The following is an 18,615-nucleotide window of genomic DNA, read 5'->3' as shown; positions in this document are numbered from 1 at the left end:
ACCCGCTGGACACCCACGTTGAGGTGCTCCTCGGAGCGGGTCATGGCGTTGTCGGTCGTCGGGCCCGAGGTGTCGTGGCCGACCACGCCGGCGCGACCGGCGAGGTCGTCGCGCACACCGTCGTGGTCACGGTCGCGGCCGGTCGTCCCGGTGGTCACTGCCTGGCCGGTCGTGGCCTGGCCGGTCGTGGCCTGCCCGGTCGTCGTGCCCGACGTGCCCACGCCGTAGTAGCGGTAGAGCTCCTCCTCCTCCTGCGGCGACAGGTGGCCGGCGGAGACGTCGACGTGAGGGGCGCCCTTGACCTTGGCCTTGTCGTAGGGGAGGCGCAGCTCGCCGCCGGAGACGGTGGCGTCGGCCAGGGGGACGAAGGCCTCCTTGGTGCCGAACAGACCGGTGCGGACGGTCGCCCACTCGGGGCGGCCGGTCTCGTCGTCGAGGAAGACCTCGCCGACGCTGCCGTGCTTGCCGTCGGGGCCGACGGCGGTGCTGCCGATGACGTCGCTGATCTGCTGGTCGGTGATCATGTGCGCTCCTCGCAGAGGGGTATGGGATCGGCCGGCTCCCTCACGCGGCGGAGTGCCGGGGGTCAGCGGGCCACTCCAGGGATGCCCGGTCGTTTACGCCGTAAACCCTCGCGTCCGGCTATTCCCCGGGAACCCGTCCCTCCCGCCGGACGCCCTCCAGCCGGCCCAGCAGGTTCTCGAGGGCCTCCTCGAACTCGGCGGCCGACTCGTCCCGGGACAGCAGCTCCTCGAGCTCGACGACGAGCGGGTACTGCGAGAGGTCGGTGCCGGTGTCCGGAACGCCCTCCGGAGCGTCCTCGGGGCTGATCTGCACGCCCTTCTGCGACACCTCCAGCAGCAGGTGCCCGAGCAGGAAGCTCGAGTAGGCCCGGTACGCGGCGACCGCCGCGTCGGCGCTGAAACCGCTGTCGATCAGTGCGGTGAGCAGGGACTCCACCCAGCGCAGGCTGCGCAGCGGCGGGCGGACCCAGGGGGCGGCGGGCGGCCGCGTGGCCACCAACGGGAAGACCTCGGGGTGGGCGAGGGCGATCCGGCGGACGCCGTGGGCGAGCCGCTGGAGGAAGTCCTGCCAGCCGCCGGCGGCGCGCATGTGCACGTCGGGATCGCCGTACAGCTCGTCGATCACCGTCTCGACGACGCCGTCGAGGAGCTGCTCGCGGCCGGGCACGTACCGGTAGAGCGCCATCGCCTCGACCCCGAGGGAGGCGCCGAGCCGGCGCATCGTCAGGGCGGACAGGCCGTTGCGGTCGATGAACTCGATGGCCGCCCCGAGGATGCGACGGCGGTCCAGCGGCGTCCGCCCGGTGACGGGCGGCCCGGCGGGCAGCACGGCGGCCGCGCCACCCCGTCCCTCCGGGGAGTCGGGATCGGGAGCGGGGTCGGGGTCGGGACGACGCATCGGGACGGTGTCCTCGTTCCGGACCACGGGCCCTCCCTCGTCCTCGTCGGACCTCGTCGTCGTCGGATCCCGTCGCCGGATCCTGCCCTGCCCCGCCGCACGGGGACCTCCCGCGCGTCGTGAGGTCCCCGGAACCCAGCCTTGACGCCGTCGTGGCCGCGGGGAAACCGCGGCCCCGGACGCTCGTCCGCGTGCCCGCAGCCCTCCCGTCCGGTGCCGCCACACCGGCCGGTCCCCGCACGCGGACCACCGAGACCCACTGCCCGTACTGCTCGCTGCAGTGCGGCATGGCGGTCACCGCGGGGGACCGTCCTGCGACCCTGGTACCCCTCGACTTCCCGACCAACCGGGGCGGGCTGTGCTCGAAGGGCTGGTCGGCCCCGGAACTGCTCGACCACCCCGAGCGGCTGACCCGCCCGCTGGTGCGCGCGGTGCCCGGCGACCGGAACAGCCCGCTGGTCGAGTCGACGTGGGACGAGGCGCTCGGCCGGGTGGTCGCGGCGATCCGGCGCACCCAGGCCGAGCACGGCCGCGACGCCGTCGGCTGCTTCGGCGGCGGGTCGCTGACCAACGAGCAGGCCTACTCGTTCGGCAAGTTCGCCCGTGTCGCGCTGCGCACCAGCGCCATCGACTACAACGGCCGGTTCTGCATGTCCTCGGCGGCCGGGGCGGCGGTGCGGGCGTTCGGGATCGACCGGGGGCTGCCGTTCCCGCTGGCCGACGTCGCCGAGGCCGACGTCGTCGTGCTGGTGGGCAGCAACCCGGCCGACACGATGCCGCCGGCGATGCAGTACCTCGACGCCGGCCGCCAGCGCGGCGCGCTGCACGTCGTCGTCGACCCCCGGCGGACGGCGACCGCGCGCAGCGCCGGCCTGCACCTGCAGCCGCTGCCGGGCACCGACCTCGCGCTGGCCAACGGGCTGCTGCACGTCGCCGTCGCCGAGGGGCTGGTCGACGAGGCCTACGTCGCCGCGCGCACCACCGGCTTCGAGGCCGTCCGCGACGCGGTGCGCGGCTACTGGACCGACCGGGTCGAGCGGATCACCGGGGTGCCCGCGGAGCAGCAGCGGCGCGCCGTCTCCGCCCTGGCCTCCGCGCGCACGGCGATCGTCCTCACCGCCCGCGGCGCCGAGCAGCACAGCTCGGGCACCGACACCGCCACCGCGTGGGCGAACCTGGCGCTCGCCCTCGGCCTGCCCGGCCGCCCCGGAAGCGGCTGGGGCACGCTCACCGGCCAGGGCAACGGCCAGGGCGGCCGCGAGCACGGGCAGAAGGCCGACCAGCTGCCCGGCTACCGGAGGCTCGCCGACCCGGCCGACCGCGCGCACGTCGCCGCCGTCTGGGGCGTGGACCCCGACGACCTGCCGGTGCCCGGCCGCAGCGCCTTCGAGCTGCTCGACGCGCTCGGCACCGACGGCGGGGTGCGCACGCTGCTGGTGCTCGCCTCCAACGTCGCCGTCTCCGCGCCCGACGCCCGGCGCGTGATCAGCCGGCTCGGCGACCTCGACTTCCTCGCCGTCAGCGACTTCTTCCTCTCCGAGACCGCCGCCCTGGCCGACGTCGTGCTGCCCAGCGCGATGTGGGCCGAGGAGTCCGGGACGATGACCAACCTCGAGGGCCGGGTCATCCGCCGCCGTCGCGCGACGGACCCGCCCGACGGCGTCCGCGACGACCTGCAGCTGCTCGCCGAGCTGGCCGGCCGGCTCGGCGCCGGGCACCTGTTCTCCGCCGACCCGGAGACCGTCTTCGCCGAGCTGGGCCGGGCCAGCGCCGGGGGAGCGGCCGACTACTCCGGCATCACCTACGAGCGCATCGACGCCGAGCAGGGCGTCTTCTGGCCCTGCCCCGCACCGGAGCACCCGGGCACGCCGCGGCTGTTCTCCGAGCGCTTCGCCACCCCCGACGGCCGCGCGCGGTTCGTGCCGGTGCACCACGTCGGCGCGCACGAGCAGCCCGACGCCGACCACCCGTACGTGCTCACCACCGGCCGGGTGCTGGCGCAGTACCAGTCGGGCACGCAGACCCGCCGGTCCAGGGGCCTGCAGCTGGTCGCGCCGGTGCCGCGCGCGGAGCTGCACCCCGACCTCGCCGCCCGGCTCGGCATCGCCCACGACGACGTGGTCGAGCTGGCCACCCGCCGCGGCCGGGCCCGCTTCGCCGCGGCGGTCACCGACACCATCCGCCCCGACACCGTCTTCGTGCCCTTCCACTGGGGCGGCGGGTCCAGCGCCAACGCGCTCACCGACGCCGCCCTCGACCCGGTCAGCGAGATGCCCGCCTTCAAGGCCTGCGCGGTCGCGGTCACCCGCGTCAGCGGCCCCGAGGAACGCGTCCCCCCGCCCGCGGCCGACACCCAGCCGGCGCCGCGGCCGCACGCACCCGCCACCGCGCGGACCCCGCTCCCACCTGCCCGCCTCTCGCGCGCGAGAGGCGGGACGCCGACCCGTCCGATCCCGAGGAGGACCTCCCGCGTGAAGAGCACCCCGAAGTTCCTGCAAGGCGTCTTCCCGCTGACCGGGGAGGGCCTGGCCGAGCCCGGCCCGGTCGACCCGGCGCTGCGCTACCAGGTGCCGGCCGGCGCCTCCGCGCAGGCGCTGTACTTCCGTGGCGGCAACTCCACCGGCGAGCTCGTCTACGTCCTGCTGCTGCGCGACGGCGAGCCGGTGCGCTGGTTCCCGATCGGTGCCAAGGGTGACGTGCACGTGCCGCTGCGGGTGGTCGAGGACCTGCCCGGCGGGTGCGTCGTCGAGCTGCACGCCGCCGCACCCGAGGGCGTGCGCGGCGAGCTCGTGGTCGACCTGGGTCTGGTGGAGGTCTAGTGCGCGGGCTGGGTGTGGTGAGGAGCGGAGTGCTCGGTGGACGGCCGGAGGGGCTGACCACGATCGCGATGGACGACGACGACCTCGACCCCCGGGCGCGGCTCGTGGTCGTGGGGAACGGCATGGCCGGGGCCCGCCTCGTCGAGGAGGTGCTCGAGCGCGGCGGCGGGCAGTTCCGGATCACCGTCTTCGGCGACGAGCCGCACGGCAACTACAACCGGATCATGCTCAGCCCGGTGCTGGCCGGGGAGACGCACGAGGACGACATCGTCCTCAACAGCCACGACTGGTACGCCGACAACGGCGTCACGCTGCGCGCCGGCGTCCGGGTCGAGCGGATCGACACCGCGGCCAAGGTCGCCTACGCCTCCGACGGGACGGCGACGCCCTACGACCACCTGGTGCTGGCCACCGGCAGCTACAGCTTCATCCCGCCGATGACCGGCGTCCGGCGCGACGACGGGAGCCTGCGGCCCGGCGTGTACGGCTTCCGCACCATCGACGAGACCCGCGACCTGCTGGCCGCCACGACGCGCTGCACGCGGGCCGTGGTGATGGGCGGCGGGCTGCTCGGGCTGGAGGCCGCCCGCGCGCTGCAGGGCCACGGCCTGCAGGTCGACCTGGTGCACGCGATGCCGCACCTGATGAACGCCCAGCTCGACGCCGAGGCCGGCGCGATCCTCAAGCGGAGCGTCGAGTCGCTCGGCATCGCGGTGCACCTCGACTCGCCGGCCGGCGAGGTGCTCGGCGACGGGCGCGTCGAGGGCGTGCTGCTCAGGGACGGGCGGCGCCTGGACTGCGACCTGCTCGTCGTCGCCGCCGGCGTCCGGCCGCACACCGACGTCGCCGTCCGCTCCGGGCTGGAGGTCGAGCGCGGCATCGTCGTCGACGACCAGCTGCGCACCGACGACCCCGACGTCTACGCCATCGGCGAGTGCGCACAGCACCGCGGCGCCGTCTACGGCCTGGTCGCGCCGGCGTGGGAGCACGCGCGGGTGCTCGCCGACGTCCTCACCGGCACCGACCCGACGGCGGAGTACCACGGCAGCCGCACGGCGACGAAGCTCAAGGTCGCCGGGGTCGACGTCGCCACGATGGGCGTGAGCACCCCCGAGCGGGACTCCGACGAGTTCCTCGTCATCTCCGAACCCCGGCGCGGGGTGCACCTGTCGGTGGTCATCCGCGACGACCGGCTCGTGGGCGCCACGCTGCTCGGCGACACCCGCAAGGTCGCCGCGCTGACCCAGGCGTTCGACCGCGGCAGCGCGCTGCCCGAGGAGCGGATCCGGCTGCTGGTCGACCTCACCGACGGGAAGGAGGAGGTCGGCGTCGCCGAGATGCCGGCCGACTCGCAGGTCTGCAACTGCAACGGCGTGACCAAGGGCGCGATCTGCGGCGCGGTGGCCGACGGCTGCGGCAGTGTCGGCGCGGTCATGGACCGCACCCGCGCCGGCAGGGGCTGCGGCTCGTGCAAGGCGCTGGTGGAGCAGGTCGTCGAGTGGGCCGCCGACGGCGACGTGACCGAGGACCCGGCCGCCTCGTACTACGTGCCTGGCATCCCGCTGACCAAGCCGGCGCTGATCGCCGCCGTCCGCGAGCAGGAGCTGCGCAGCGTGTCCGCGGTGTTCGCCGCGCTCGCGCCCGGGGGGAAGGAGGACGCCCGCTCGAAGATGGGCCTGACCTCGCTGCTCAAGACGGTGTGGGGCAGCGACTTCGTGCGGGAGAAGGACGCCGAGTTCGTCAACGACCGCGTGCACGCCAACATCCAGCGCGACGGCACGTTCTCCGTCGTCCCCCAGATGAGGGGCGGGGTGACGACGCCGGCCCAGCTGCGGCGGATCGCCGAGGTGGCCGAGAAGTACGAGGTGCCGATGGTCAAGGTGACCGGCGGCCAGCGGATCGACCTGCTCGGCGTGCGCAAGGAGGACCTGCCCGCGATGTGGGAGGACCTCGGGATGCCCTCGGGGTACGCGTACGGCAAGAGCATGCGCACGGTGAAGACCTGCGTGGGCAGCGACTTCTGCCGCTTCGGCCTGGGCGACTCCACGCGGCTCGGCATCGACCTGGAGACGCGCTTCCAGGGCATCGAGAGCCCGGCGAAGATCAAGATGGCCGTCGTCGGCTGCCCGCGGAACTGCGCCGAGGCCTATGTCAAGGACGTCGGCGTGGTGGCGGTCGGCAACGGCCGGTGGGAGGTCCACGTCGGTGGCGCCGCCGGGGCCACGGTGCGCAAGGGCGACCTGCTGGCCACCGTCGGGTCGCCGGAGGAGGTGCTCGCGCTGACCGGCCGCTTCGTGCAGTACTACCGCGAGAACGCCAACTGGCTCGAGCGGACCTACGACTTCGTGCCGCGGTTGGGGCTCGCGCACGTCCGGCGCGTGGTGGTCGAGGACGCCGAGGGGATCGGCGCCGACCTCGACGCGGCCCTGCAGCGCTCGGTCGACGCCCACACCGACCCGTGGGGCCAGGACCGCCGCGAACCGGCGACACCGGGTCAGTTCGCCTCGTCGCTGCCGCTGGTCCCGCTGCCGGAGGTGCCGGTCCGATGAGCGCTCCCCACCTCGAGGTCGCCGAGGCGCCCACCACCCCGGGGACCGAGCTCGGCTCGCCGGCCACCGGGGTCGCGGTCCCCGGCACCGCCGCGCCGCCGGCCGGCCGCGCGTACGCCGTCGCGCGGGCGGAGGACGTGCCGCCGGGGGAGGGGCGGGCCTTCGTCGTCGCCGGGGACGTGCAGGTCGCCGTCTTCCGGCTGCGCGACGGGTCGCTGCACGCCACGCAGGCCGCCTGCCCGCACGCCGGCGGTCCGCTGGCCGACGGGCAGACCGATCCCGACGTGCTCGTCTGCCCGCTGCACCTGTACGGGTTCCGGTGGAGCGACGGTGCCTCGACCGGCGGCGTGGGCCGCCCGGTGCGGCTCTACCCGGTGCGCGACGTCGACGGGGTGCTCGTCGTCGACGTCTGAGGCGCGCCGTGTGCACGCGGCGCGACCGGGAGCCGTCCCGGACCACGCTGCGTGCACACGGCGCCGCTCACGGGTGCATGCGGGCGCCCTTGGTGACCTTGTCGACGACGTTCCTCGGCCCGTGCACCGCGATCCCGACCAGGTCGAGCTCGGCGCCGCGCACGGCCCGGACGGCGGCCCGGTTCTCGGCGTCCCCGCCGGTGGCGAACAGGCCGGCGGTGAACACCGACGTCGGCAGGCCGCGCTCCAGCGCCCGCGTGCGGGCGCGGGCGAGCACCTCGGCCGGGCCGGTGAGCACCAGCACCGGCTGGCGGATCGTCGCCAGGTACCGGGTGCCGTCGCCGTCCTCGTAGGGCCGGCCGATCAGCTCGGGCACCGCGGCGGCGACGGCGCCGGCCAGGAAGGCGGTCACGTTGAGCTCCTGCCAGGGCAGCAGGTCCTCGCGGAGCAGGACGGCGACCTTCGTGGGCCACGGCGGGCCGACGTCGACGGGGTCCTCGGTCATCAGCGTCTCCATGCCCGCCAGCGTCGGCCGGGGCGGACCGCAGGGTCTTGTACGTTCCTGACGTGGCAGCCGACGTGGTCGCCTGGCGCCCGGCGGTGCCGGGTCTGACCGAGGTGTTCCACGCCCGGTTCACCGACCACGTCTACCCGCCGCACACCCACGACGCCTGGACGCTGCTGCTCGTCGACGACGGCGCCGTGGCCTACGACCTCGACCGGCACGCCCACGGCGCCTCGCCGGCCGCGGTCACCCTGCTGCCGCCCGGGGTGCCGCACGACGGGCGCTCGCGGTTCCCCGGCGGCTTCCGCAAGCGGGTGCTGTACCTGGAGCCGGCGACGCTGGGGGAGCAGCGGATCGGCACCGCCGTCGACCGGCCGGCGTTCGCCGACCGCGTGCTGCGCGACCGGGTGTCCCGGCTGCACGCCGCGCTGGCGCCGCACCCCGCGGGGCTGGAGGCGCAGAGCCGGCTGGCGTTCGTGCTCGAGCGGCTGCGGCAGCACCTCGACCGCGCCGTCGCCCCGGCCCCGGCCGTGCGGGACGACCCGCTCGCCGACCGGCTGCGCGACCTGCTGGACGCGCGGCTGGCCGAGGGCGTCTCGCTGGAGGCGACGGCGGCCGCGTGGGCGGTGCACCCCACCCACCTGGTGCGCGCGTTCACCCGCCGGCACGGGCTGCCGCCGCACCGCTACCTCACCGGGCGGCGGGTCGACCGGGCGCGGCGGCTGCTGCTCGACGGGCTGTCCCCGGCGGAGGTGGCGACCGCGGTCGGCTTCTTCGACCAGGCCCACCTGACCCGGCACTTCCGCCGCATGCTGGCCACCACGCCGGCGGCCTACGCCCGCTCGGCCTGACCCTCCCGGGCGTTCGCGGACGGCCCGCGGACGAGGAGCGCGTCGTACGCTCCCGGCCCTGGAGGCCGCCCATGAGCACCGTCCGGATCGGCACCGCGCCCATGTCGGTCGACGACCTGCTCGCCGTCGTCGACGGTGCCCCGGTGGAGCTGGACGGATCGGCACGCGACCGCGTCGCCGCCGCGCGGGTGGTCGTCGACGAGGCCCTCGCCGCAGGCTCCGCGGTCTACGGCCTGACGACCCAGGTCGGCCACCTGAGGAACACCCGCCTGACCGCGGAGGAGGTCCACCGCGAGCAGGAGTTCCTCGTCCGGTCGCACGCCGGCGGGATCGGGCCGCCGCTCCCGGTGCCGGTCGTGCGCGCCGCCCTCGCCGTACGGCTGGCCGGGATCGCCCGCGGCGGCTCCGGCGCCTCGCCGGCGGTCGCGGACACGCTGGTGGCGATGCTCAACGCCGGGATCCACCCGCTGGTGCCGGGGACCGGCTCGGTGGGCGCGGCCGACATCGGCCAGATGGCCGGGATGGCGCAGGTCGCCGTCGGGCTGGGCCGGGCCGAGTACCGGGGGCAGGTCCTCGCCGGCGGGGAGGCGCTGCGGCGGGCCGGGATCGTGCCCCTGGTCCTGGCCGGCAAGGACGGGCTGGCCCTCATCTCGGCCAACGGGGTGTCGGTGGGCCAGGCGGCGCTGGTCGTGGCCCGGGCAGCGCGGGCCGCGGACGCGGCCGACGTCGCCGCCGCGGTGTCGATGGAGGCGACGCGGGCCAACCCGTCGGTCCTGCACCCCGCCGTGGGCCGGGCGAAGGGCGTCCCCGGGCAGGTCGCGGCCGCCGACCACCTCCGCGAGCTGCTGGCCGGCAGCGCCCTGCTGACGCCCGGCACCGCCGTGTCGGTGCAGGACGCCCTGTCCTTCCGGGTGGTCCCGCAGGTCCACGGGGCGCTCCGGGAGTACGTCGCCGCGGCGCGCGCGGCGGTGGAGACGGAACTGGCCGCCGCGGCGGACAACCCCCTGGTGTCGGTCGAGGACCGGACGCTGGTGAGCAACGGGAACTTCCACCCGATGGTGCTCGCCCTCGCGGCCGACGTGCTGCGGATCGCCGTCGCCCAGGTCGGGCAGCTCAGCGAACGCCGGATGGCCCACCTCTGGGAGGCGTTCTTCCGGCAGCTCGCCGGTCCGCCGCCCGCGGCCGCCCACGGTCTGGCGCTGCGGTACCCCGCAGCCGCCGCGGTCGCCGAGCTGGAGCAGCTGGCCGCGCCGGCGACCCTGGACGTCCCGCCGCTCGACCTCGGGGTCGAGGACCACTCCACCGGCGCCCCGCTGAGCGTCCGGAAGGCCGACGCGTCGGTGGCGCTGCTCGAGGACCTCCTGGCCGTCGAGCTCCTGCTGGCCTCCGACGTCCTCGCCACCGCTCCGGAGCCGGCCGCGCTGGGCACCGGGCCCGCCGGGGCGCTCGACCTGGTCCGCGAGGCGGTGGCGGCGGCGGAGCCGTACCCCGACGCCGTCCACCGGGCCCTGCGCGCGAGGTTCCCCGGCCCTCCGCTCCCGGGCGACGGGCACCCGACCGGCTGGGACGACGCACCGTCGACGTGAGGCGGCGCCTGCGGGCTCAGGCCAGGTCGGCCAGCGCGGCGGCGACGGCGGGATCGCGGACGAAGTCCAGCGCGAGCAGCCGGTGCACCAGCACGCCGCGGCGGGTCAGGCGCAGGTCGACCGGGCGCAGCCGGGGCAGCGCCGCGCCGCCGGGACGGGGCGTGGCCGGCGGCGGGTCGAGCAGGCCGCGCCGCTGCAGGTCGGAGAGGTCCTCGAGCGCGCCCCACGCCGTCCAGCCGCGCGGGTCCTGCGGCACCGGCGTCATCGGCAGCGGCGTGCGCTCGCGCCGGCCCACCGCGGCCAGCAGCACCCACTGCCGGCCGGTGAGGTCGGTGGCCAGCCGCAGCCCGCGCAGGACGACGGCGGCGTCGAGGTCGGGGGAGACGGCGGCCTCGGCGAGCAGGTAGCCCAGGTGGCGCACCCGCCACTCCTCGGTGGTGTCCCGGGCGGAGAGGACGGCGGCCTCGGCGACCTCGTCGGCGGGCGCGCGGTCGCCGGGGCCGGGGGTGAGGAAGCCGTCGGTGCGCACGGCGCGGCCCTGGTGGGCGCGGGTCACCGACAGCTCGGCGGCGAAGGCCAGCGCGGCGCCGGCGCGGCAGCGGGCACGGGCGGAGACCGGGGCGGGCGGGTCGACGTCCGCGGTGGTCGCGGTGCGCCGCAGCCACCCGGCCAGCCCGTCGTCCAGGCGCACCTTCGCCGACCCGTCGTCGAACAGCAGACCGGCGGCGGTGCGCGCCATCGACCCGGCCACCAGCTGACCGGACTCGACGAGCGTGCGCCCCGGTGCCGCCTCCGTGTACTCCGCCACGACGTCGATCATGGCCCGGTGCGCCACCCGGCGTCGGCCGGGGACCGGAGTCCTCACCACAGCGGGGCAGGGGCGGTGAGCAGATCGGAACACGAGTCCAGCCCGACGGCGACGGCGGGGAAACCGCGGGCCGCGACCCTTCCCGACCATGGCCGCCCCCACCCGCACCGCGCCGTCCACCGTCCCCGCCGCACCGCCGGGCCCACCCCGCGGAGGACGGTGGATCGACGACTGGCGCCCCGAGGACCCGGGGTTCTGGGAGAGCACCGGCAAGCGCGTCGCCCGGCGCAACCTGTTCTTCTCGGTGTTCTCCGAGCACGTCGGCTTCTCGGTGTGGAGCCTGTGGTCGGTCGTGGTGCTCTTCCTGCCCGAGCCGGTCTTCGGCATCGACCCGGCCGGCAAGTTCCTGCTCACCACGCTGCCCACCGCGCTCGGGGCGTTCGTGCGGCTGCCCTACACCTTCGCCGTCGCGACGTTCGGCGGCCGCACCTGGACCATCGTGAGCGCCGCGCTGCTGCTGGTCCCGACCCTCGCCACCGCGGTCGTGCTCGAGCCCGGCGTGTCGTACACGACCCTGCTGGTCGTCTCCTGCCTCGCGGGCGTCGGCGGCGGCAACTTCGCCAGCTCGATGGCCAACATCAACGCCTTCTACCCCGACCGGCTCAAGGGCTGGGCGCTGGGCCTCAACGCCGGTGGCGGCAACCTCGGCGTCCCGGCCGTCCAGCTCGTCGGACTGCTCGTGCTGGCCACCGCCGGCGTCGGGCACCCGCGGATCGTGCTGCTCGTCTACGTCCCGCTGATCGTCGCCGCGGCCGTCGGGGCGGCGCTGCTCATGGACAACCTGTCGACGGCGCGCAACCAGCCGCGGGCCATGCGCGAGGCGACCCGCGAGCCGCACACCTGGATCATGTCGTTCCTCTACATCGGCAGCTTCGGCTCGTTCATCGGGTTCGGGTTCGCCTTCGGCCAGGTGCTGCAGAACCAGTTCGCGCACGCCTTCGCCACCCCACTCGCCGCGGCGTCGCTGACCTGGCTCGGCCCGCTGCTCGGCAGCCTGGTCCGCCCGCTCGGCGGCTCGCTGGCCGACCGGTTCGGCGGCGCCCGGATCACCTTCTGCACCTTCATCGCGATGGCGGCCGGGGCCGCGGTGGTGTCCACCGCCGGCCAGGTGGGGTCGCTGCCGCTGTTCGTCGTCGGCTTCGTGCTGCTGTTCGTGTTCAGCGGCATCGGCAACGGCTCGACCTACAAGATGATCCCGGCGATCTTCCGCACGCAGGCGCAGCAGCAGGTGGCCGCCGGGGGAGACCCCGCCGCCGCCGACCGGCACGCGCTGCGGATGTCCGGGGCGCTGATCGGCATCGCCGGCGCGGTCGGCGCCTTCGGCGGCGTGCTGGTCAACCTGGCCTTCCGCCAGTCGTTCCTGACCACCGGCAGCGGCGACGCCGCCTACCTGGTGTTCATCGCCTTCTACGCCGTCTGCGTCGCGGTCACCTGGGCGGTCTACCTGCGCCCGGGCGCCCGCACGGCCGGCGTCTGACCCGCCCCGCGAGATCTGCACACCCGGGGGTTCTCCGGCCCCGGAGCCCCCGGGTGTGCAGATCTCGCGTCACACGCCGAGGCGGTAGCCGCGCTTGACGACCGTCTCGACCAGGCCCGGCCCGAGCGCGGCGCGCAGCCGGGTCACGGCCATCTCGACGGCGTGGCCGTCCCCGCCGCCGGGCAGCCCGCGCACCAGGTCGGCCTTGGCGACGACGGCCCCCGGGCGGGCCGCGAGCGCCCGCAGCACGGCCATCGAGCCCGGCGGCAGCTCCACCAGGCGGCCGTCGAGGACGGCGGCGTACCCGCGCACCTGCAGCTGCGCGGACCCGATCCGCAGCACCGGGTCGCGCTCGGGCAGCCGGGCCACCACCTCGCGGGCCAGGGCGCCCAGCCGCGAGCGCTCCGGCTGCACGGTCCCGATCCCGGCGGCGGTCAGCGGGCCGGCGGTCACCGGGCCGACGGCGACCGGCAGCACGCCGCTGCCGAGCGCGGCCACCAGGTCCTCGTGCCGGCCGAGCTCGGCGGCCACCGACAGCAGGCTGGCCGCGGCCGGGGCGCTGGTGAAGGTGACCGCGTCGACGGTGCGGGCCACGACCATCCCGACCAGCCGGCGCAGCGGAGCGACGTCCTCGGGCAGCACCCAGCGGTACACCGGCACCGTCAGCACCTCGGCGCCGGTCGCGCGCAGCGCGCCGACGAAGTCCGGCAGCGGGTCGCCGTGCAGCTGGACGGCGATCCGGCGGCCCGCCAGCGGCCCCTCCGCCCCCGACAGCAGGTGCTCGAGCACCTCCGCCGAGGACTCCGAGGCCGGCGACCACGCGTCGACCAGACCGCCGCCGCGGATGGCGCCGCGCGCCTTGGGGCCGCGGGCCAGCACCCGGGCGGTGCGCAGGTGCTCGACGAGCGGCAGGTCCCAGGCGTCGGCGGCCTCGAGCCAGCCGCGGAACCCGACGCCGGTGGTGGCGACGACGAGGTCGACCGGTGCGGCCAGCACCTGCTCGGTGGCGGCGACCAGCTCGGCGTCGTCGGAGAGCGGCACGATCCGGATGGCCGGGGCGTAGACGACGCGGGCGCCGCGGCGGTCCAGCAGCGCGCCGAGCTCCTCGCGCCGGCGGGCGGCGGTGACGGCCACGGTGTACCCGGCGAGCGGCGCCGGGGCGGTCACCGGCTCCGGTGCGGTGTCGGGCGGGGAGGTCACCGGACCATGGTGGCCGGTGGGCGTTGCGGTCGTGTGTCGGCCCCTGCACGGGCCCGGGTCAGCGCAGGTGCGCCGCCGTCCACGTGGGTACCGCCGCGCCGTCGCCGGTGACCAGCCCGCGGCTGACCAGCAGCCGCAGGTGCGCGTCGGTCTCGGTGACGGCGAAGATCCGCATCCGCCGCTCGTACTGCGACCACGGCCGCGACCAGGTCAGGTGGGCGGCCAGCTCCCACGGCGTGCTGCCCGGGTGCTCCCGGACGGCGGCCAGCAGCTCGGCCAGCCGGTGCTCGTGGTGCGCGCGCAGCTCGGCGGTGCGTGCGGCCAGGCCGCGGAAGCGCCACTCGTGGCCGGGCAGCACCTCCTCGGCCTCCCGTCCGGCGACCGCCGTGAGGGCGCCCAGGTAGTCACGCAGCGGGTCGGCCGCGCCGCCGGCGTGCGTGGAGATGTTGGGGCTGATCCGCGGCAGCACGTGGTCGCCGGAGAAGAACAGGCCGCCGGCCTCGTCGGCGAAGCACAGGTGGCCCTCGGTGTGGCCCGGGGTGTGCACGGCGCGCAGCGACCAGCCGGGCAGGTCGGCGAGATCGCCGTCCTCCAGCAGCCGGTCGGGCCGGGCCACGCGCAGCAGGCCGACCCGCTGCTCGGCGGTGCCGGCGTCGCCGCGCGCGTCCTCCGGCGGGGCGCCGAGGGAGACGAGGAAGGCGACCTCGGTCTCGACCAGCTCCTCCGGGCGGCGGCTGGTGAAGGAGGTGATGCCGGCGGCGTCGGCCGGGTGCATCGCCACCCAGGCACCGGAGGCCTCGCGCACCCGGGCGGCCAGGCCGACGTGGTCCAGGTGCAGGTGGGTGACCAGCACGCCGCGGACGTCGGAGACGTCGCCGCCCAGGGCGGTCAGGCCCGCGCACAGCGCCGCCCAGCTGTCGTCGGCGTCCCACCCGGTGTCGACCAGGCCCAGCCCGCCGCCGGCCAGCTCGAGCACGTAGGCGTTCACCCAGCGCAGCGGTCCGCCCATCGGCACCGGCACCGACCACAGGCCCGGCCGCACCCGCTCGACGCCGGGCACCGACCGCTCGCGCCAGGCGCTGCGCTGCGCGTGCCCGGTCACCTCGGTGCCGGTCGCGCCGGTGCCGGTCGTGCCGCCGTCGGTGCCCTCCACGTCCCGGCACTCTGCCAGCCGCGGCCGGCCGGGACGGGCTGGGACCATGGGGGCGTGCCCGCGCCGTCCGCAGTCCCCGCCCGCGTGTCCGCCGTCCCCCGCGTACTGCGCGTGGCGTGCGCGCTGCTGGCCCTCGCGGTCGTCGCCGTCATGGCCGTGGTCGCGCTGTACAGCCAGCCCTCCTCGGCGCTGAACCCCTTCGACGCCGCCGACCGCGTGGCCATCGGCGGCGTGGGGGTGTTCGTCGGGGCCGCCGTCCTGGCGCTGGGCCGCTCCCGGGTCGACGCCGACGCCTCGGGGATCCGGGTGCGCAACGTCGTGGGCGGCCGGACGCTGCCCTGGGAGGCCGTGCGCGGGGTGCGCTTCGACCGCAGGGCCTGGTGGGCCACGCTCGAGCTGAGCAACGGCGACGCCCTCTCGATCACGGCCCTGCAGGCCGTCGACGGCGAGCGGGCGGCCCGCGCCGTCGAGGGACTGCGGGCGCTGCTGGAGGCCGACCGCGCCGCCCGTCCCGCGCCGGTGCGCGGCCCCCTGCTCTGGGACTAGGCGCCCGATGGCAGGGGGAATGTCCCAGCTCCCGGCGACGCTGTAGCATGGGCGTGCCTCCCCGCTACACGAGGCGCGTGAACCACTCCAGCGGCCCTGCCCCGGGCCGCTGACCCAAGAGGAGCCCGCTCCCACCTGGCACCGTCGAGGTGCCCAGGTCCCGGTTCGCGGAGTCCGGCCTGCCCCGGCCGGGTCCCGCGACGTGCCCGGCCCGGCGACGGGCCGGTGCCGCACCGGCGAGACGGGCCCTGTGAGCACACCCGCTCACGGGGCTCTCGTCGTCTCCGGTGCCCGGACGGGCGCGGCCTCCTCCCGTGTGACAGAGCAGAGGAGAGGCCATCACCGAGCCCCGTATCAACGACCGTATCCGCGTCCCCGAGGTCCGACTGGTGGGCCCGGAGGGCGAGCAGGTCGGCATCGTGTCGATCGGCGAGGCGCTGCGCCTGGCGCAGGACTCCGAGCTCGACCTCGTCGAGGTCGCGCCCATGGCCCGGCCGCCGGTCGCGAAGCTGATGGACTACGGGAAGTTCAAGTACGAGTCCGCCCAGAAGGCCCGCGAGGCCCGGCGGAACCAGGCGCTCACCGTCATCAAGGAGATGCGGCTGCGCCTCAAGATCGACCCGCACGACTACGAGACCAAGAAGGGCCACGTCGAGCGCTTCCTCAAGGGCGGCGACAAGGTCAAGATCACGGTCATGTTCCGCGGTCGCGAGCAGTCGCGGCCCGAGATGGGCTACCGCCTGCTGCAGCGGCTCGCCGCCGACGTCTCCGAACTGGGCGTCATCGAGTCCAACCCCAAGCAGGACGGCCGGAACATGGTCATGGTGATCGCACCGCACCGGAACCAGGCCGCGACCGACGGCGCCCGCCGCCAGGCGAAGGCCGACAGGGCCGCGGAGGGCCAGGACTCCACGGCCTGACCGGTCGGCCCGCAGGACCGCACCACCACAGACCGACGGTGCTGTGCGGCAGCCCCGTGCTGCCGCACGGCGCCGCGCCGGACGAGCGACGGACGAACAGGACGACGAGGACATGCCGAAGCAGAAGACCCACAAGGGCACCGCCAAGCGCGTGCGCGTGACGGGCACCGGCAAGCTCATGCGCGAGCAGGCCGGCAACCAGCACAAGTTCGAGCACAAGAGCTCGCGGCAGAAGCGCCGGCTGGAGAAGGACCAGGTCATGTCCCCGGCCGACACCAAGACCCTCAAGAAGCTGCTGGGCATCTGAGCCCCCGCCTCCGCAACGAGTTAGGAGTACTCACGTGGCACGCGTGAAGCGGGCGGTCAACGCCCAGAAGAAGCGCCGGACGGTCCTCGAGGCCGCCAGCGGGTACCGCGGTCAGCGTTCGCGCCTGTACCGCAAGGCCAAGGAGCAGATCCTCCACTCGGCCACCTACAACTACCGCGACCGCAAGGTGCGCAAGGGTGACTTCCGCAAGCTGTGGATCACCCGCATCAACGCCGCGGCGCGCCAGAACGACATGACCTACAACCGGTTCATGCAGGGCCTCAAGCTGGCCGGCATCGAGCTCGACCGCCGCGTGCTGGCCGAGCTGGCGGTCAACGAGCCCGCCGCCTTCGCCGCCCTGGTGGAGACCGCCCGGACCGCCGTCGCCGCGGCGCCGGCCGGTGGCGAGCAGGCCGCGTAACGCAGCACCTCCCGACGCCGTCGGTGTCCGGTCCACCAGGGCCGGCACCGGCGGCGTCGGTGCGTCCGGGGTCCGACTGCACCGTCGAGATCGCGCGATCTCGACGCCCAGGCGCCCCGAGGACGTCGAGATCGCGGGATCTCGACCCGAACGGGAGGACGACGACGTGAGCGAGCTGCTGACCGAGCGGTCGGGGCGGGTCGCCGCCGCCCGCAAGCTGACCCGGCGCGCCGGCCGCGACGCCGCGGGCGCCTTCCTCGCCGAGGGCCGCCAGGCGGTGTCGGAGGCCCTGGCCACCGCGCCGGACGACGTGCGCGAGGTCTTCGCCACCGAGGCCGCCGCGGCCGCGCACCGCGACCTGCTGGGGGGTACGGCCGTCCCCGTCCGGCTGGTCACCGAGAAGGCCGCCGCCGGGCTGTCGGAGACGGTCACCCCGCAGGGCCTGGTCGCCGTCTGCGCGCTGCGCGACCTGCCCGCCGAGCGGCTGACCGCCGGGCCGCCGCGGCTCGCCGTCGGCCTGGCCGGCCTCGCCGACCCCGGCAACGCCGGCACCGTGCTGCGCACCGCCGACGCGTGCGGCGCCGGGGCGGTCGTCTTCGGCGCCGGCTCGGCCGACCCGTACGGCGGCAAGGCGGTGCGGGCGAGCGCCGGCAGCCTGTTCCACGTCGACGTCGTCCGCGGGGCGCCGCTGGGCCCGCTGGTGGCGGACCTCCGGGCGGGCGGGGTCACGGTGCTGGCCGCCGACGGCGCCGGGGAGACGGCGCTGGACGAGCTGGGGTCCGCGCTCACCGGGCCGGTGCTGTGGCTGTTCGGCAACGAGGCGCGCGGCGTCCCGCCGGAGCTGGCCGGCGCCGCCGACGCCCGCGTGCGGATCCCGATGCGCGGGCGCGCCGAGAGCCTCAACCTGGCCGCGGCCGCGGCGATCTGTCTCTACGCCACCCAGCTCGCGCAGGACTGAGCGTCCACGGCCGGGACCGGGCAGGGTGGCCGGCGTGGACGACGCCGCGGCGAAGGCCGCATTGCTGCGCTACCTGACCACCGCTCGCGGGGCGCTGCTGTGGAAGCTCGAGGGCCTCTCGGAGTACGACGCCCGCCGCCCGCTGACGGCCACGGGCACCAACCTGCTCGGCCTGGTCAAGCACCTGGCCTGCGTCGAGGCCGGCTACCTCGGCAACTGCATGGGTCGGCCGTTCCCCGAGCCGATGGTGTGGGACGACCCCGGGGCCGGCGACGACGACGACCTGTGGGTCCGCGCCGACGAGCCGCGCGACGACGTGCTGGGGCTGTACGCCCGGGCCACCGCGCACGCCGACGCGACGGTCGCGGCGCTGCCGCTGGACGCCGTCGGGGAGGTGGCGTGGTGGCCGGAGGAGCGGCGGCACCCGACGCTGCACACGCTGCTGGTGCACGTCCTGGCCGAGGTCAGCCGGCACGCCGGGCACGCCGACGTGCTGCGCGAGGGCCTCGACGGTGTCGCCGGCCTGCGCCGGGACGCCGGCAACCTCACGCGCGACGGCGAGGACGACCGCGCGGCCTACCGCGAGCAGGTCGAGCGCGCCGCGGCCCGGTTCCGCTGAA

The 18,615-nt window shown here is 76.0% G+C and carries 18 protein-coding genes; 12 read left to right on the top strand and 6 right to left on the bottom strand.

What is annotated here, in order from left to right; translation table 11 throughout:
• Together HLV61_RS22995 and HLV61_RS22990 are read right to left on the bottom strand one after the other, a co-directional pair.
• A partial coding sequence (locus HLV61_RS22995) for a PRC-barrel domain-containing protein (RefSeq protein ID WP_369259745.1) occupies window positions 1-524 on the bottom strand: 524 nt, incomplete at its 3' end.
• A 118-nt stretch (window positions 525-642) separates the two neighbouring features.
• On the bottom strand, window positions 643-1,449 hold the full coding sequence (locus HLV61_RS22990; RefSeq protein WP_369259743.1) for a TetR/AcrR family transcriptional regulator C-terminal domain-containing protein: 807 nt from the start codon (window positions 1,447-1,449) through the stop codon (window positions 643-645).
• A 164-nt stretch (window positions 1,450-1,613) separates the two neighbouring features.
• On the opposite strand from HLV61_RS22990, the gene HLV61_RS22985 reads away from it, so the two are divergent.
• Genes HLV61_RS22985 through HLV61_RS22975 form a run of 3 tightly spaced genes read left to right on the top strand, consistent with a single transcriptional unit; the run spans window position 1,614 to window position 7,203 of the window.
• A complete protein-coding gene (locus HLV61_RS22985; protein WP_369259741.1) occupies window positions 1,614-4,241 on the top strand; it encodes a molybdopterin oxidoreductase family protein in 2,628 nt (875 codons plus the stop codon).
• Window positions 4,242-4,270: 29 nt separating this feature from the next.
• A complete protein-coding gene (gene nirB, locus HLV61_RS22980) occupies window positions 4,271-6,790 on the top strand; it encodes a nitrite reductase large subunit NirB (protein ID WP_369259739.1) in 2,520 nt (839 codons plus the stop codon).
• Window positions 6,787-7,203: a Rieske (2Fe-2S) protein gene (locus HLV61_RS22975; protein ID WP_369259737.1), complete on the top strand. Its 417-nt coding sequence runs from the start codon at window positions 6,787-6,789 to the stop codon at window positions 7,201-7,203. Before nirB ends, HLV61_RS22975 begins: the two co-directional genes overlap by 4 nt.
• Window positions 7,204-7,270: 67 nt before the next feature.
• On the opposite strand, the gene HLV61_RS22970 is transcribed toward HLV61_RS22975, so the two are convergent.
• Window positions 7,271-7,720, bottom strand: a complete 450-nt coding sequence (locus HLV61_RS22970; protein ID WP_369259735.1) for a DUF2000 family protein — start codon at window positions 7,718-7,720, stop codon at window positions 7,271-7,273.
• Between the two features lie 50 nt (window positions 7,721-7,770).
• Between HLV61_RS22970 and HLV61_RS22965 the strand changes: the two genes are divergently transcribed.
• Window positions 7,771-8,559, top strand: coding sequence for an AraC family transcriptional regulator (locus HLV61_RS22965; RefSeq protein ID WP_369259733.1), 789 nt, complete (start codon window positions 7,771-7,773; stop codon window positions 8,557-8,559).
• Window positions 8,560-8,630: 71 nt separating this feature from the next.
• On the top strand, window positions 8,631-10,145 hold the full coding sequence (locus HLV61_RS22960; RefSeq protein ID WP_369259731.1) for an HAL/PAL/TAL family ammonia-lyase: 1,515 nt from the start codon (window positions 8,631-8,633) through the stop codon (window positions 10,143-10,145).
• A gap of 16 nt (window positions 10,146-10,161) precedes the next feature.
• Here the strand turns inward: HLV61_RS22960 and HLV61_RS22955 are convergent, their stop codons facing one another.
• Window positions 10,162-10,953, bottom strand: coding sequence for a hypothetical protein (locus HLV61_RS22955; protein ID WP_369259729.1), 792 nt, complete (start codon window positions 10,951-10,953; stop codon window positions 10,162-10,164).
• A 148-nt stretch (window positions 10,954-11,101) separates the two neighbouring features.
• Here HLV61_RS22955 and HLV61_RS22950 point away from each other — a divergent pair, with 148 nt between their 5' ends.
• Entirely contained in the window at window positions 11,102-12,490 is a 1,389-nt protein-coding gene (locus HLV61_RS22950; RefSeq protein WP_369259727.1) for a nitrate/nitrite transporter, read from the top strand.
• A gap of 69 nt (window positions 12,491-12,559) precedes the next feature.
• On the opposite strand, the gene HLV61_RS22945 is transcribed toward HLV61_RS22950, so the two are convergent.
• On the bottom strand, window positions 12,560-13,690 hold the full coding sequence (locus HLV61_RS22945; RefSeq protein ID WP_369259725.1) for a uroporphyrinogen-III synthase: 1,131 nt from the start codon (window positions 13,688-13,690) through the stop codon (window positions 12,560-12,562).
• A 58-nt stretch (window positions 13,691-13,748) separates the two neighbouring features.
• Entirely contained in the window at window positions 13,749-14,843 is a 1,095-nt protein-coding gene (locus HLV61_RS22940; RefSeq protein WP_369259723.1) for an MBL fold metallo-hydrolase, read from the bottom strand.
• A gap of 54 nt (window positions 14,844-14,897) precedes the next feature.
• Between HLV61_RS22940 and HLV61_RS22935 the strand changes: the two genes are divergently transcribed.
• From HLV61_RS22935 to HLV61_RS22910, 6 genes are all read left to right on the top strand, one after another.
• Entirely contained in the window at window positions 14,898-15,389 is a 492-nt protein-coding gene (locus tag HLV61_RS22935; RefSeq protein ID WP_369259721.1) for a PH domain-containing protein, read from the top strand.
• Window positions 15,390-15,778: 389 nt separating this feature from the next.
• Window positions 15,779-16,309 (top strand): translation initiation factor IF-3, encoded by a 531-nt coding sequence (infC, locus tag HLV61_RS22930; protein WP_369259719.1) that lies wholly within the window; start codon window positions 15,779-15,781, stop codon window positions 16,307-16,309.
• A 112-nt stretch (window positions 16,310-16,421) separates the two neighbouring features.
• Window positions 16,422-16,616, top strand: a complete 195-nt coding sequence (gene rpmI / locus HLV61_RS22925) for a 50S ribosomal protein L35 (protein ID WP_093579785.1) — start codon at window positions 16,422-16,424, stop codon at window positions 16,614-16,616.
• Between the two features lie 34 nt (window positions 16,617-16,650).
• Entirely contained in the window at window positions 16,651-17,037 is a 387-nt protein-coding gene (gene rplT / locus HLV61_RS22920) for a 50S ribosomal protein L20 (RefSeq protein WP_369259717.1), read from the top strand.
• Between the two features lie 166 nt (window positions 17,038-17,203).
• Window positions 17,204-17,995, top strand: coding sequence for a TrmH family RNA methyltransferase (locus tag HLV61_RS22915; RefSeq protein WP_369259715.1), 792 nt, complete (start codon window positions 17,204-17,206; stop codon window positions 17,993-17,995).
• 34 nt (window positions 17,996-18,029) lie between these two features.
• Complete coding sequence (locus tag HLV61_RS22910) at window positions 18,030-18,614, top strand: DinB family protein (protein ID WP_369259713.1); 585 nt, start codon at window positions 18,030-18,032, stop codon at window positions 18,612-18,614.
• Window position 18,615: the final 1 nt, after the last annotated feature.

Origin of the sequence: Geodermatophilus amargosae, from assembly GCF_041028265.1 — a bacterium.
GTDB lineage: Bacteria > Actinomycetota > Actinomycetes > Mycobacteriales > Geodermatophilaceae > Geodermatophilus > Geodermatophilus amargosae_A.
Note: the sequence above shows the minus strand (reverse complement) of the source record. Positions and strands in the feature narration are given on the sequence as shown.

Coding starts and splice junctions, on each gene's coding strand:
- HLV61_RS22975 (WP_369259737.1), top strand. CDS start 6,787: ATGAGCGCTCCCCACCTCGAGGTCGCCGAGGCGCCCACCACCCCGGGG.
- HLV61_RS22970 (WP_369259735.1), bottom strand. CDS start 7,720: ATGGAGACGCTGATGACCGAGGACCCCGTCGACGTCGGCCCGCCGTGG.
- HLV61_RS22960 (WP_369259731.1), top strand. CDS start 8,631: ATGAGCACCGTCCGGATCGGCACCGCGCCCATGTCGGTCGACGACCTG.
- HLV61_RS22950 (WP_369259727.1), top strand. CDS start 11,102: ATGGCCGCCCCCACCCGCACCGCGCCGTCCACCGTCCCCGCCGCACCG.
- rpmI (WP_093579785.1), top strand. CDS start 16,422: ATGCCGAAGCAGAAGACCCACAAGGGCACCGCCAAGCGCGTGCGCGTG.